This window comes from Cellvibrio sp. 25HG11W-0 (assembly GCF_057815475.1).
On record NZ_CM174230.1, the window covers coordinates 2,178,126 to 2,192,532 of the forward strand.

Consider the following 14,407-nt stretch of genomic DNA (forward strand, 5'->3'; position numbering starts at 1 on the left):
GAGGTCATCATGGGTGTTGAATCTTTCAATCCGCAACAAGATGCGGTATCGGTAACTCCGGCCGCAGCGGCGCACTTTAAGCGGCAAATTGCTGCTGCTGAGGACGCTAAAGCAGTCAGGCTGAGTGTTAAGCAGAGTGGCTGTACCGGCTGGATGTATGTAGTGGACTTGGTCGCCGAAGGTAAGGCAGAGGATGTCCATTTGGCGCTGGAAGGCGGGGTAGAGCTTTTGGTTGATCCGGCGAGCTTGCCTGTGGTCAGTGGGACGGAAATTGATTACGTCATTGAAGGCGTTAATCGCCAATTAAAATTTAATAATCCGCGCGTAGAAGATTACTGCGGCTGTGGCGAGAGTTTCAGCGTTAGTAATTAACGTCTGAAGTGAATTGCTTCCAAACTGAGATAGATTATGTCTGAAAGACGCATGGTAGTAGCGCTGGCGGATTGCCCAGCGCGGCGCGTTCCCGATGGAACACCTTTGACTATACCCCAAGATACTTTTGTTACCATCACTCAGGCATTGGGTGGCAACTATACGGTCACCTATCATGGGCAGATGGTGCGCGTTGACGGTACCGATGCTGATAAACTTGGGCTTGAGGCTGAGTCCATCAGTTTTCCCGCACCACTAGATGATCAGATAGTAGAAGCCCAGGTCTGGCAGGCACTGGCCAGTGTATTTGATCCTGAAATTCCGGTCGACCTTGTAAATCTTGGTTTGATTTATGGGGTTGAGATCGACCAAGTTGCGCAGCAGGTGCAGATTAAAATGACGCTCACGGCGCCCGCCTGCGGTATGGGCCCGGTGCTAGTGGGGGATGTTGAATATCGTGTGCGTAAGGTGCCCAATGTGAAGTCGGTTAAGGTGGAGTTGGTTTTCGATCCGCCTTGGGCGCGTCATATGATGAGTGAAGAGGCGCAGCTGGAGACGGGAATGTTCTTTTAGGTTGCCGATTACTTCGTTCATCTTCTTCTAATTTCCGCAAAAAGACTTTTTTATGACCCAGTTTGGTATAGATGTTAGTGTAGATGACATAGTTGATACTCTCGGATTTTTTGATTCATGGGAGGACAGGTATAAATACATTATCGACTTGGGCAAAGAGTTGCCGCCCATGCATGAGGCCTTACGCACAGAGGATTCATTGGTGCGCGGCTGCCAAAGCCAGGTGTGGCTCGTTGACGATCTGCGCGATGGCAAGCTGTACTTTCAGGCGGATAGCGATGCGTTTATTGTGAAGGGCTTGCTGGGACTTGTGTTGGCGGCCTACAACGGCAAGTCGCCACGCGCTATAGCGGATTTTGATATAGATACCTATTTTGCGCAGCTAGACCTTCTACAGCATCTGAGCTCTACGCGAGGTAATGGGCTCAAATCTATGGTGCAAAGAATTCAAGATAAGGCGCAGCAAGCATTGTTGTTGGCTTAAGCGTGATCCCATGTTGGTAGCATTTTTTGTTTATTAATCAATGGCTAAGATATAAAAATAACCTAAACCCGCGTATAATCCGCGGGTTTTGTATTTCATAGGGCCTCAAGTAGCCGTACGTGGCAAAAAATAGGTCGAATTTAACTAAATTTTTGGGTGCGGAGTTACACATGGCGATCGAACAGACATTATCAATCATCAAACCTGATGCAGTAAGTAAAAATCACATTGGCGCCATAGTTGCTCGTTTTGAAGCTGCAGGTCTTACTATAGCTGCCTTGCGTATGATGCAGCTCAGTCGCGCGCAAGCGGAAGGTTTCTACGCTGAACATAAAGGGCGTCCATTTTTTGATAGTCTGGTAGATTTTATGATCTCAGGCCCTGTTGTAGTTCAGGTGCTTTCGGGTGAGAACGCTATCCTTGCCAATCGTGACTTGATGGGCGCTACCGACCCTTCTAAGGCTGCTCCCGGCACTATTCGTGCTGATTTTGCGCAAACTATCGATGCCAACGCTGTTCACGGTTCAGACTCGCCTGCTTCAGCTGCACGTGAAATTGCGTATTTTTTTGCGGCAAATAACGTTTTAGTTCGTTAAGTTTTTTTTATAACAGATATCTATCTATTTCAGTAGCACCTAACAGGTAACACAATGACCGAATCACTTATTACAGAATCAACAAGCGCAGCGGATACTGCTGGGGTTGGCGATAGCGGTTCGACCAAGGTTAATCTGTTGGGGCTCCCCGAAACGAAGCTCATCGAGTTTTTTGAAACTCTGGGTGAGAAGAAATTTCGTGCGGTACAGGTGATGAAGTGGATTCATCAACTGGGTGCTGACAATTTTGATGACATGACCAATGTCAGTAAAGATTTACGTGCGAAGTTGAAGCTCTGCGCGGAAATTCGCGCTCCTGAAGTAATTAAGCAACTCGACTCTGTTGATGGAACGCGCAAATTCTTAATTCGTGTCACTGGCGGCAGTGTAGTTGAGACTGTTTATATTCCAGAGGGTGATCGCGGTACTCTGTGCGTTTCCTCGCAAGTGGGGTGCTCGTTGGATTGCAGTTTTTGTGCTACAGGCAAGCAAGGCTTTAATCGCGATTTGACCGCTGCAGAGATTATTGGACAGGTGTGGATTGCAGCCAAATCCTTCGGCCAGTTAGCGGCCAATGCGCCTCGGTCGGTGACCAATGTTGTAATGATGGGTATGGGCGAGCCGCTACTTAATTTTGATAATGTTGTCGATTCCATGAATCTGATGATGCATGACAACTGTTATGGTCTCTCTAAGCGTCGTGTTACCTTGAGTACCTCAGGTGTAGTGCCGCAGTTGGATCGTTTGAGTCAGTATACCGATGCCTGTTTGGCGATTTCTCTGCATGCGCCTAATGATGCCCTGCGCAATGAGCTGGTGCCAATTAATCGCAAATATCCTATTGCGATGCTATTGGATTCGGCTAAGCGTTACATAGAGTCCATGCCTGATACTCATCGCAAAATTACGATTGAATATACGTTGATCGATCAGGTGAATGATCGCCCGCATCATGCCCACGAATTAGCTGAATTGCTGCGCGATGTGCCTGTAAAGATCAACCTTATTCCGTTCAATCCATTTAATTTGTCGAATTACAAGCGTGTTAGTAACAACGCTTTGCGCAAGTTCCAAGATATATTGATGGAAGCAGGGTACATTACCACCGTGCGCACCACTCGCGGTGATGATATAGATGCAGCTTGCGGTCAATTAGCAGGTACAGTGAATGACATTACTAAGCGTAGTGAGCGCTATCGAGCACAGTTTGATGAAGAGCAAGCGGTGAGAATTCTCAATCAATAGCTATACATCTTGGATGGAGTCAACAATGCAGTTGCAGCGAATAATGAGCCATACAAAGTACCTTTTAGTAATTTTATTTTTAACGGTTTGCGTGAGCGGATGTATATCGAGTGGTCATGTGGCGGGTATGGGGCCTGCAGCTGTAGATAAGGATAAGGCCTTAGAACTGCATATCAAATTAGCACAGGGATATGTTAATAAGGGCAATCGTGAATCGGCACGTCATCATTTGCGTAAAGCGTTTGATATAGACAAAAAGTCTGCTGAAGCAGAAGCTACGCTAGCGCTGCTCTATCAATTAGAGGGAGAGCGCGAGTTAGCTGAGGCTAGTTTCAAAAAGTCGCTTAAGCGGAAAAAAGACTTTACGCTAGCGCAAAATAATTACGGTGTTTTTCTTTTTGATAGCAAACGCTATGAAGAGGCTTTAGTTCAATTTGAAAAAGCAGCTAATGATTTGGATTACGATGGGCGCGCTCTTGCCCTAGTAAATGTTGGGCGAACTTCTTTGCAGCTCGGTCATAAGGAGCGTGCTAAGTCAGCACTTGAGCATGCCACTATTTTAGATCGTAATTTACCTGACGCTTTTATTGAATTAGCAGCAATGAACTTTGAGGCGCAAGAGTATGCGGGTGCCAAGCAAAATTTGGATCGCTTTATGGCTTTAGGCCAGCATACGCCGCGTGGATTGCTGTTAGGTATAAGATTGGAGCGCATATTTGGCAATAAGGATAAGGAAGCTAGCTACCTATTGATTTTGAAAAATCGATTCCCTTATTCCAAAGAGTATCTGGAGTATAAGCGAACAATGATGCGCTAGTCATTTATGGCTGGACATTGAAGCTTAATTGAACTGTAAAATTGAGAACTCAATGATTCTGGAAGATGAGAAAAAACCCACTAAAGCTAACTCTAATGTTGAGGTTTCTCCGGGAAAAATTTTGCTTTGGGGGCGAGAGCGTGCGGGCTTGACCCAAGAGCAAGTTGCCGAAGAGCTCTATATGACCTTGACACGCGTTCGCGCGCTTGAAAATGATGATTATCGGCATATAACGTCACAAACGTTTGCACGTGGTTATTTGCGCGCTTACTCCGGTCTGCTAAAGCTGGATGCCGTGCAAGTGCTGGCTGCCTATGAGCGCTATCTACAAAAGGTGGGGCTCGCTGATGAGCTTCATCCTCCGCAATCGCAAGAAATTGGAGGGCGTGGGAATTGGCGGTTTGTGTTAATCGTATTGGCTGCCCTTGCTGGACTCTGGTTGGTTTCTGTTTGGTTTTTTGATAATCGTCAGCAGTCATCTTATGCTCCTCCAGCTATTGTTGCGCCGTCGGTAGCTATCGGCACCTCATCTTCAGTAAGTTCGGACGCCGTTGTTGATGTGGTCGATAGCGTCTCTATTACTGGTGTCGACGAAGATCTTACTGGTGTCGCGTTGCAGCCTGCAGTGGAGGTACGCGCATCTTCAGCTGCGTCTCAAGAGCATGCTGCGAGTTCTAAAAGCGCTCAAATTGATGGCCTGGATTTGCTAACGTTTAGCTTCAGTGGCGAATGTTGGTTGGAGGTAAGTGATGCGCGGGGAGATGTTTTGGCAACAGATTTACAGGCGGCAGGAAGTCAATTGACTTTGCGCGGCGTTGCGCCTTTTAAAGTAAAGCTGGGCAATGCGCGTGTTGCACAGGTTCGCCTTAATGAACAAGTGATTACACTCCTGCCAACTACTACGAGCGGAGTTTTAGATATGAGTATTGACAACTAAGTCGTTGTCGCAATCGGATAATAATATGCACTGCGAATCTCCTATTAAACGTCGTAAGTCCCGTCAGATAATGGTGGGAAATGTTCCCGTTGGCGGCGATGCACCGATCAGCGTGCAAAGCATGACCAACACTGAAACCACTGATGTTGCCGCTACCGTCGAACAAATCCAACGCATACAGCTTGCGGGTGCAGATATAGTTCGTGTTTCTGTCCCGTCTATGGAGGCTGCTGAAGCTTTTGGTGCAATTCGTAAGCGGGTTAGCATTCCCCTAGTGGCAGATATTCATTTTGATTATCGCATCGCGTTGCGCGTGGCAGATTTAGGTGTTGATTGTTTGCGCATTAATCCAGGTAATATTGGTCGTGAAAAACGTATTAAGGCTGTAGTGGATAAAGCGCGTGATTTGAATATTCCTATTCGAATTGGCGTAAATGCAGGCTCTTTAGAGAAAGATATTCAGAAAAAATACGGTGAGCCAACGCCAGATGCTTTAGTTGAATCAGCTATGCGTCATGTTGAAATCTTAGATAAATTAAACTTCTATAACTTTAAGGTAAGTGTTAAGGCGTCTGATGTTTTTATGGCGGTTGCTGCTTATCGCAAACTGGCGCTATTGATCGATCAGCCTTTACACCTCGGTATTACAGAAGCGGGTGGTTTGCGCTCCGGAACAGTCAAGTCATCGATCGGTTTGGGCGCGCTGTTAATGGATGGTATAGGCGACACGATTCGCGTTTCACTTGCCGCTGATCCGGTAGAAGAAATTAAAGTCGGCTGGGATATGTTGCGGAGTTTACGTTTGCGCAGTAAGGGCGTTAACTTTATCGCTTGCCCCAGCTGCTCACGTCAAAACTTTGATGTGATTAAAACGATGAATGATTTAGAGCAGCGAGTAGAAGATATTACAGTTCCTTTGGATGTTGCTGTTATTGGCTGTGTTGTGAATGGTCCGGGTGAGGCCAAAGAGGCTGATTTAGGTTTGGCTGGTGGGACCCCGAACAACTTAATATATATCGATGGTGAGCCTAATCATAAGTTGGGTAATGAAAATTTAGTTGATAATTTGGAGCGTTTAATTCGCGCTAAAGCGGCACAGAAGCAACTTCAAATGGATAAAGATGCTGAAAATATTATTGCGCGGGCTTAAAAATCTCACTTTTTTGTATTCGAATTTGTCCTAGGGTTGTACATTGAAAAAAATTCAAGCTATTAGAGGTATGAATGACCTCTTGCCGAGCGAGTCTCCGCTTTGGCATTACGTTGAAGCCGTAGTTTCAGATATTTTGTTGCGCTATGGTTATCAAGAAATTCGCTTCCCTATTGTGGAATCTACAGAATTATTTAAGCGCTCTATTGGTGAGGTTACCGATATCGTCGAAAAAGAAATGTATACCTTTGAGGATCGTAACGGTGATTCACTGACGTTACGCCCTGAAGGAACGGCATGCTGCGTGCGTGCCTGTGAAGAAAATAGTTTACTTTATAATCAAACTCAGCGTCTGTGGTACATGGGCCCCATGTTTCGTCATGAGCGCCCGCAGAAGGGACGCTATCGTCAATTCCATCAAATAGGTGTTGAAACCTTTGGTATTCAGGGTCCGGATATTGATGCAGAAGTGCTGTTGTTGAGTGCCCGTATATTGCGTGACTTAGGTGTTGCTGAGCATGTAAAGTTACAAATTAATTCTCTCGGCGATACCGCATCGCGTGCAGCCTATAAAGAGGCGTTAGTTGCTTATCTCAGTGGTATTAAAGATCAGCTTGATGAAGACAGTCTTCGTCGCTTGGAAACAAACCCGCTTCGGATTCTCGATTCTAAGGCTGAAAGCACACAGGCACTGTTAAGTGATGCCCCCATACTTTTAGACTACCTAGATGATGCTTCTCGTGAGCATTTTGCTGGACTGCGCGTGTTACTTGATGCAGCGGGTGTTGCCTATGAGGTTAATCCGCGCTTGGTGCGCGGCTTAGATTATTATGGTAAAACGGCGTTCGAATGGGTTACTGATAAACTGGGTGCTCAAAGTACGGTATGTGCCGGTGGACGTTATGATGGCTTAGTCGAACAGTTGGGTGGCAAGTCGACGCCCGCAGTGGGATTTGGTATAGGTCTAGAGCGTTTGGTGCTATTGTTGCAGGCCGTCGCTGTGGTGCCGGAAGGTCTGGAGCAGCAGGCTGATGTTTATTTAGTTGCTGTAGGTAATGTGCAGATAGCTGCTATGCAATTAGCAGAGCGTATTCGTGATGAATTACCCTTTGTGCGATTGCTGAGTCACTGCGGGGGCGGAAACTTCAAAAGTCAGCTTAAAAAAGCTGATAAGTCAGGCGCTGATTTGGCGCTGATTCTCGGTGAAGATGAGTCTGCAGCTGGCAAGGTGACTATTAAGTTTTTGCGCCAAGAGCTGCCGCAGCAAACTTTAAGTTTTGATGAAACTATAGATTATCTCGAAACCTTAGATTTGGAAGATACTGATCTATAGAGTTTCCAGTAAGTAATTTGAGTAAAAGAATAACCTAAACATTTTATTTTTTGCGCATTGCGCTAAAGGCCAATAGGAGTCAATTGTGAGCGTACATTTAACTGAAGAAGAACAATTAGAAGTCATGAAACGCTGGTGGAAAGAGCATGGTAAAACCATTGTCGTAGCGAGTGTTATTGCTATAGCAGGTTATTTTGGTTTTACGAGCTGGCAAGATCATAAACGTCAGCAGGCAGAAAGTGCCTCAGAAGTTTACGAACAATTGATTAAATTGGCTGATTTTACGCCAGGCAAAGTCTTAAGTGAGGCGGATCACGCTACGTTTAAACATTTAGCCCAAGAATTGAAAGATGGTAATAGCCACAGCATGTATGCACATAGCGCTGCATTCTTTCTCGCTAAATTAGCAGTGACGGATGAAAAATTAGATGAAGCAGCTGCTGAACTTAAATGGATTTTATCTGCCAAACCCGAGGTCGCGACTGAGCAATTAGCTCGTTTGCGTCTTGCGCGAGTGTTGACTGCGCAAAAATCCTACGATGAGGCATTAGCTCAGCTAAGCCCAGAACCTGCTGCTGCATTTGCTTCGGATTATGCTGAAGCAGGCGGAGATATTTTAAAATTACAGGGTGATTTGGCGGCGGCGCGTACAGCTTATGAGCGCGCACTTAATACCAGCGACCCTCAACAACAAGAGCGCTATATGTTATTGCAAATGAAAGTTGATGATTTGAAAACGTCTGAGTCTGCTCCCGCTGTGGCGGAGGAGAAGGCTCAATGATACAGCTGTCGGTAAGGCACTTTAACTGGTTAGTATTGCTCTGCGCTTTCGCAGTTTCTGGTTGTTCTTGGTTTAGTAAGAAAACCGGTAATGAACCCATGGAGTTGGTCGATTTTAAACAGACACTGGATCTGGATAAAGTTTGGTCGCGTGGCATAGGCGATGGTCAAGGCAAAAGTTTTAGTCGACTTACCCCAGCTCTTGATGGCGATCATATTTATGCTGTCGATCATTTAGGTTTGGTTGTAGCAGTGGACAGCGAAACCGGTAAAAAACGTTGGTCGCGTAAAATCAATGCACCGCAGCAAGGTCTGTGGACTTGGTTAAAAAGCTTTTTTGTAGCTCGAGATGCTAACTTGCAAATCATTGGTGGTATAGCTGCTGAGCACGGTTTGTTGTTGGTGGCGACCTATGCGGGTGAGGTTCTTGCCTTAAGTGAAGAAGATGGTACTGAGCTTTGGCGTAAGCAGCTGCCTGGTGAAGTAGTCGCTGCTCCACGCACTAATGGACAAGTCGTTGCTGCCCAAACCATTAACGGTAAGCTATTTGCATTTGATGCAAAAACCGGTGATCAGTTATGGTTTTACGATAATCCACCACCCATTCTTACTTTGCGTGGAACACCTTCACCGTTAGTGACTGATAATGCCATTTATGCAGGTTTTGCCACGGGTCGATTGATGGCATTTAATCCAAAAAATGGTTTGATTTTGTGGGATCAGCGCATAGCTGCACCGAAAGGTCGCTCTGAGTTGGAACGCATGGTTGATATTTTTGCCAGCCCGCTTATCCAAGAGGGTATTTTGTATGTAGGTAGCTATCAGGGTCGTGTGACTGCCTTGTCGCGCGGTACAGGTTCGGCGCTTTGGGGGCAGGATGCATCAACCAGCGAAAACCTTGCACTTGGATCAGGTAAGTTATTTGTTGCTCACGCAGATGGTAAATTGATTGCTTATTCAGCAAGTTCTGGTGAGATTTTGTGGACTAACGACAAAATGTTGCGTCGTGGTTTAAATGGCCCCCAAGTATTTGGTGACTACGTTGCCGTAGTCGATTTCCAAGGGTACATGCATGTACTCAATCAAAATGACGGCGAGTTTGTGGCGCGTAAGCGTTTAGATCGTAAGGGAGCAAGAGCTCCTATGCTTACCAATGGTGATATGCTCTATGTATACACTAACCGTGGAAAACTCATGGCATTCAAAGCCGAGCAGAAAAAATAAACGTTAGCTTTTAAGCTGGTTACTCTGGCCGCTTGATTTTATTGGGCTTTTTGCTCATAAATTCATTGCGGCTTGTTTTGTTTGTTGAGTGGCCGTTTATAAGTCAGGCAAAGTTTATCTAGATTACAATTTTTCCCGTTTCACCCTTTCCTAATTGATGCACATTATGATTCCAGTTATAGCTCTTGTCGGTCGCCCTAATGTGGGTAAGTCCACCTTGTTTAATCGCCTCACTCGCTCGCGTGATGCTCTAGTGGCTGACTATCCCGGTCTGACGCGTGACCGCAAATATGGTGAGGGAACCATAGATAACCACCGGTTTATTTTGATTGACACGGGTGGTATTAGTGGTGAAGAAGAGGGAATCGACAATATGATGGCAGGGCAGTCGTTGCTTGCGATACAGGAAGCCGACATTGTTCTGTTTATAGTGGATAGCCGCGCGGGCCTGAACAGCGCGGATCATATAATTGCCAAGCATTTACGTGTTAATAATAAAAAAACCTATCTCGTTGCCAACAAAATTGATGGTATGGATCCTGACATTGCATTGGCGCCATTTTATGAGCTGGGTCTAGGAGAGGTTTATCCTACAACCGCATCTCATGGCCGCGGCGTCAAATCTATGATGGAAGATGTTTTGGCTGATATCCCCGAGCTGCCAGAGGATTACCAACCAGAAGTAGCAAAGGGTATCAAAATTGCTGTAGTAGGACGCCCCAATGTCGGTAAGTCGACACTGGTGAATCGCCTTTTGGGTGAAGAGCGCGTGGTGGTTTATGATGAACCAGGCACAACTCGTGATAGTACCTATATCAATTACACCCGTTTTGATAAGCCATATACCATTATTGATACGGCAGGTGTTCGGCGCCGTAAAAATATAGAATTAGTCGTAGAGAAGTTTTCAATTGTTAAAACGATGCAGGCTATTTCTGACGCTAATGTTGTGATTTTAGTGATGGATGCCAGCGAGGGTGTGGTGGAGCAAGATCTGCATTTGATGGGCACCACCATTGAGGCTGGGCGTGCGCTGGTAATAGCGTTGAATAAGTGGGACGGTCTGGATGACGCTCACAAACAGTATGTGAAAAGTGAAATTGAGCGGCGTTTGCGTTTTGTGGATTTTGCCACGATTCACTTTATTTCGGCACTTCATGGCACAGGCGTGGGTAATCTTTACAAATCGATTGAGTTGGCTTTCCAGTCAGCAACAGATAAATTCAGTACTAATTATTTAACTCGAATTTTGCAGGATGCAGTTCGCGAGCACCAACCTCCGATGATTCAAGGGCGTCGGATTAAATTGCGCTACGCGCACCCTGGTGGCCATAATCCGCCTATTATTGTTATTCACGGCAATCAAACGAATGATATTCCGAGCCATTACACCAAATACCTAGAAAAAACCTATAGGCGCGTGTTGGACTTACATGGCACTCCCATTCGTATAGAGTATAGAAATAACGAAAACCCTTATGCTGAAAAGAAAAAGAAAATGACACAGCGTCAGTTGATCGATGTAAGACGTAAAAGTGAGCGTGAAAAAAATCTAGCAAAACAACTTGAGAACAAAAAAAAATGATTTAGGGGTTGCTGGCTTTATGTGATTTAAAAACCACATCTTACAGGTGCTTAGTTCTCGGTGATTTTGCCATACCTAGAGGAGGCTTTGAGCGCCTTTAAAGCTTGCACTGGCGGTGGTGAAAGAGTAGTGTTACGCGCCTCAGCACACTTATAACTCCAGCGCTAAATGCAGAGCAGCAGATGACAAACTCGAGCAGAAAACTGCTTATCATCGATGACGACACACTCGTCCGCCAAAGCATAGAGACCTATCTCCAAGATAGTGGCTTTGCAGTTCAAGGGCTGGCGGATGCTGCCAGTGCCTTGCAACTACTTGCCTCAATTACCCAGCATTCTGCTACCTATCCCGATCTTATTATTACCGATTTACGTATGTCTGGCTTAGATGGCCTGCAATTACTTCAAGAACTGCACGATATATCGCCAAAGCTGCCCGTCATAGTGATTTCCGGTGCTGGTGTTATGAGCGATGTAGTAACGGCCTTACGTCTAGGTGCACGCGATTACCTGATTAAACCTATAGTCGATTTAGAGGTTCTCGTGCATTCTATATACAGAGTGCTTGATCGCTGTGATTTGGAGCTTGAGAATTTGCGTTATCGTGAACAGCTTGAGCGTGTAAATCGCGAGTTAAAAGAAAATCTGCGTACGCTTGAGCGTGATCAAATCGCTGGGCGTCGCGTGCAGCGGCGTATGATGCCCTCAGGCTTATTGACTCCCGAGGGTTATTCCGCAGCACATGCCATAGCGCCTTCACTTTTTTTGAGTGGAGACTTTGTTGATTATGCGCACATTAATGACCGTTACCTCGCGTTTTATCTGGCTGATGTATCGGGCCATGGTGCATCTTCTGCTTTTGTTACCATTTGGCTCAAGCATTTGGTCAGTCGTATGGTGCGAGAGGAGGGTTTATTCGGTGATGCAGAGTCTTTTGAGCTGGACACAAATCGAATGTTACAGCATATCAATCGTGAGTTATTGGAGGCGCGCTTAGGTCACCATCTTACGTTTTTTGTGGGTGTGATAGATACTCACACTCAGGATATGCGCTATGTGGTGGCTGGGCATTTACCTTTGCCTATAATTAGCACGGGTGGAAAAGCCTTGTATTTAGAAGGTTGTGGCAAGCCAGTGGGAATTTTCAAAGATGTCAGCTGGCAAATATATCACTATAAATTGCCTGATGTTTTTGCGTTGACGTGTTTTTCTGATGGTATTTTAGAAGTTTTACCAGAGGAGGTGCTTTTGGAGAAAGAAGCGCAACTGCTCGCAAGAGTAGCTAGAACAACTGGCAGTTTTAACGCTGTCTGTAATACTTTAGCTATTAAAGATATGCGCGATAATCCTGATGATATCGCTGTTTTAACCATCTCTCGAGGTGTTAGTTAATGAAACCAGGTCAGATTCTGGTTGCAGATCATGGCGGTGTCTATGTGATTAAAATGTTGGGGGACGTGCGTCTAACCCTGTGCATTTCTTTTGATCAATTTATCGATGCCATGTTTGTTGACCCAGAGTTTACGTCAGTCTTATTCGATCTTGCCGATGCGGAAGCTATAGACAGTACTACGCTAGGCCTGATGGCTAAGATTTCTATTTTAGGCCAAGAGCGCCAGGGTATGACGCCTGTTATTTTGGCATCTAACCCTAGCATTCAGCGAATACTATCGACCATGGGGTTTGCTGATATATTTACTATTGTAGAGCGTCTCGATTCACCAGCATTGGCTGCTACGCCTTTAAATTGTATGGACTGTGATGAGCAGCTGGTGAAGGAAAAGGTGCTGGAGGCGCACAAGATTTTGATGGGATTGAATAAATCAAATTCAGATACATTTAGTAACTTGGTTACTATGCTAGAAAACAGCTAGAGACTAGGAGAGAATGTCGTTAGAGCGTCGTCTTGGTGAGGCTCTTGGCGCGAATAAAATCAGAGTGGGTGATGTGAATCAGGTCTGCCACTTTTCGAATAATATAATCTTCGTATTTATCGAGTTGCCCATCGGCGTAAGCCATTTCCCACATTGCTTTAATTAAGGCAAATTTTTCAGTCTCATCACAGTGTTGATTAATCAGCTGAGTAAATTGATACAGTGAGCTTGCATCGCGACGCTCAGTTTTGGCGTTATCAACCAGTGCAAGTGTTTCTTCTGTATCCAGTTCAAATTTCTGCTGCAGAGATCGAATCAGTTGCTCTAACTCTATGGGCGAGAAGTCGTGATCTGCCATAGCAACTTCTATTAAAAGTGCGGCAGAGGCCAGTTTTTTCTGGTGGGTGCTGAGAGGCGCGGAAACGTCATCTGCAGGCTGCAGATGACGTTCGATAAAGCGCGAAAGACGATTAAGCACGAGCTTTTAGCAAGTTCTCTAGGTTGATTTGGTCTTTCACGAAACCGCGAATACCTTCGCCTAACTTGTCAGTTGCCATAGCATCTTGATTCATGCCAAAGCGGAAGCTCGCCTCAGTATCAATCAGCTTAGCAATGGTTTCACCAGCTTTTGTCGGCGATAAAACACGCTCTAATTTACCTTGGTCTTGATCCAGCTCTTGCAGCAGTTGTGGGCTAATGGTCAGGCGATCACAGCCAGCCAATGCTTCAATTTCGCCAAGGTTGCGGAAACTTGCACCCATAACGACAGTGTTATAGCCGTTTTGCTTGTAGTAGTTGTAGATGTGGCGTACAGAAATTACACCTGGATCTTCTTCGGCGGTGTATTCCTTTTTGTCGGTATTGGCTTTGTACCAATCCAGAATACGGCCAACAAAAGGAGAAATCAAAAATGCACCAGCATCAGCACAGGCAGCAGCTTGATTAAAGCCAAACAGCAAGGTTAGGTTGCAGTTAATACCTTCTTTTTCAAGTACTTCGGCAGCGCGAATACCTTCCCATGTTGAGGCCAGTTTGATCAATACGCGTGACTTGTCGGCACCGCCCTTGGCATACAAATCAATCAACTGATGTGCTTTGTCAATGCTTGCCTTGGTGTCGAATGACAAACGGGCATCTACTTCAGTTGATATCCGGCCAGGAACCAGCTTCAAAATTTCCAAGCCAATGCCTACTGCCAAGTTGTCGCAGGCGCTGCTCAGTTGCTCGGCGCTGTTGGTAATGTGCTTGGTTGCATTTATAGAGGCAGTCACCAAGTCTTGGTATTGCGGCATTTGTGCAGCTTTGTATACCAGAGATGGATTGGTGGTGGCATCCATGGGCTTGTAGAGGCGAATGGCTTCAATATCGCCTGTGTCGGCTACTACATCGGTAAATTGCTTTAGCTGTTCGAGTTTAGTGGTCACTATAAATTTCCTAT

Annotated in this window: 16 protein-coding genes; 14 read left to right on the plus strand and 2 right to left on the minus strand. The window is 45.6% G+C overall.

The window, feature by feature from the left end:
• Nucleotides 1-9: 9 nt before the first annotated feature.
• From AC0KUT_RS09050 to AC0KUT_RS09115, 14 genes are all read left to right on the plus strand, one after another.
• The gene (locus tag AC0KUT_RS09050) at nucleotides 10-372 is read left to right on the plus strand and encodes a HesB/IscA family protein (protein WP_488835698.1); all 363 of its coding nucleotides are present in this window, start codon (nucleotides 10-12) and stop codon (nucleotides 370-372) included.
• A 36-nt stretch (nucleotides 373-408) separates the two neighbouring features.
• Nucleotides 409-945 carry a putative Fe-S cluster assembly protein SufT gene (gene sufT, locus AC0KUT_RS09055; RefSeq protein WP_488835268.1) on the plus strand — a complete coding sequence of 179 codons (537 nt, stop codon included), beginning with the start codon at nucleotides 409-411 and terminating at the stop codon, nucleotides 943-945.
• Between the two features lie 52 nt (nucleotides 946-997).
• Nucleotides 998-1,429 carry a SufE family protein gene (locus AC0KUT_RS09060; protein WP_488835270.1) on the plus strand — a complete coding sequence of 144 codons (432 nt, stop codon included), beginning with the start codon at nucleotides 998-1,000 and terminating at the stop codon, nucleotides 1,427-1,429.
• A gap of 170 nt (nucleotides 1,430-1,599) precedes the next feature.
• Entirely contained in the window at nucleotides 1,600-2,025 is a 426-nt protein-coding gene (gene ndk / locus AC0KUT_RS09065; protein WP_488835272.1) for a nucleoside-diphosphate kinase, read from the plus strand.
• Nucleotides 2,026-2,079: 54 nt separating this feature from the next.
• A complete protein-coding gene (gene rlmN / locus AC0KUT_RS09070) occupies nucleotides 2,080-3,270 on the plus strand; it encodes a dual-specificity RNA methyltransferase RlmN (protein WP_488835274.1) in 1,191 nt (396 codons plus the stop codon).
• Nucleotides 3,271-3,361: 91 nt separating this feature from the next.
• On the plus strand, nucleotides 3,362-4,087 hold the full coding sequence (pilW, locus tag AC0KUT_RS09075; protein ID WP_488835276.1) for a type IV pilus biogenesis/stability protein PilW: 726 nt from the start codon (nucleotides 3,362-3,364) through the stop codon (nucleotides 4,085-4,087).
• 52 nt (nucleotides 4,088-4,139) lie between these two features.
• Nucleotides 4,140-5,024 (plus strand): RodZ domain-containing protein, encoded by an 885-nt coding sequence (locus AC0KUT_RS09080; RefSeq protein ID WP_488835277.1) that lies wholly within the window; start codon nucleotides 4,140-4,142, stop codon nucleotides 5,022-5,024.
• A gap of 25 nt (nucleotides 5,025-5,049) precedes the next feature.
• Nucleotides 5,050-6,174, plus strand: coding sequence for a flavodoxin-dependent (E)-4-hydroxy-3-methylbut-2-enyl-diphosphate synthase (ispG, locus tag AC0KUT_RS09085; protein ID WP_488835279.1), 1,125 nt, complete (start codon nucleotides 5,050-5,052; stop codon nucleotides 6,172-6,174).
• 43 nt (nucleotides 6,175-6,217) lie between these two features.
• Nucleotides 6,218-7,507: a histidine--tRNA ligase gene (gene hisS, locus AC0KUT_RS09090; RefSeq protein WP_488835281.1), complete on the plus strand. Its 1,290-nt coding sequence runs from the start codon at nucleotides 6,218-6,220 to the stop codon at nucleotides 7,505-7,507.
• 85 nt (nucleotides 7,508-7,592) lie between these two features.
• Nucleotides 7,593-8,288, plus strand: a complete 696-nt coding sequence (locus AC0KUT_RS09095; protein ID WP_488835283.1) for a YfgM family protein — start codon at nucleotides 7,593-7,595, stop codon at nucleotides 8,286-8,288.
• Complete coding sequence (gene bamB / locus AC0KUT_RS09100) at nucleotides 8,285-9,511, plus strand: outer membrane protein assembly factor BamB (RefSeq protein WP_488835285.1); 1,227 nt, start codon at nucleotides 8,285-8,287, stop codon at nucleotides 9,509-9,511. Before AC0KUT_RS09095 ends, bamB begins: the two co-directional genes overlap by 4 nt.
• Before the next feature lie 166 nt (nucleotides 9,512-9,677).
• Entirely contained in the window at nucleotides 9,678-11,096 is a 1,419-nt protein-coding gene (der, locus tag AC0KUT_RS09105; protein WP_488835286.1) for a ribosome biogenesis GTPase Der, read from the plus strand.
• 182 nt (nucleotides 11,097-11,278) lie between these two features.
• A complete protein-coding gene (locus AC0KUT_RS09110) occupies nucleotides 11,279-12,487 on the plus strand; it encodes a PP2C family protein-serine/threonine phosphatase (RefSeq protein ID WP_488835288.1) in 1,209 nt (402 codons plus the stop codon).
• Nucleotides 12,487-12,969 (plus strand): STAS domain-containing protein, encoded by a 483-nt coding sequence (locus AC0KUT_RS09115; protein WP_488835289.1) that lies wholly within the window; start codon nucleotides 12,487-12,489, stop codon nucleotides 12,967-12,969. Before AC0KUT_RS09110 ends, AC0KUT_RS09115 begins: the two co-directional genes overlap by 1 nt.
• A 19-nt stretch (nucleotides 12,970-12,988) precedes the next feature.
• On the opposite strand, the gene AC0KUT_RS09120 is transcribed toward AC0KUT_RS09115, so the two are convergent.
• Nucleotides 12,989-13,447: a tellurite resistance TerB family protein gene (locus AC0KUT_RS09120; RefSeq protein ID WP_488835291.1), complete on the minus strand. Its 459-nt coding sequence runs from the start codon at nucleotides 13,445-13,447 to the stop codon at nucleotides 12,989-12,991.
• Nucleotides 13,440-14,393, minus strand: coding sequence for a transaldolase (gene tal, locus AC0KUT_RS09125; RefSeq protein ID WP_488835293.1), 954 nt, complete (start codon nucleotides 14,391-14,393; stop codon nucleotides 13,440-13,442). Before tal ends, AC0KUT_RS09120 begins: the two co-directional genes overlap by 8 nt.
• Nucleotides 14,394-14,407 lie beyond the last annotated feature (14 nt).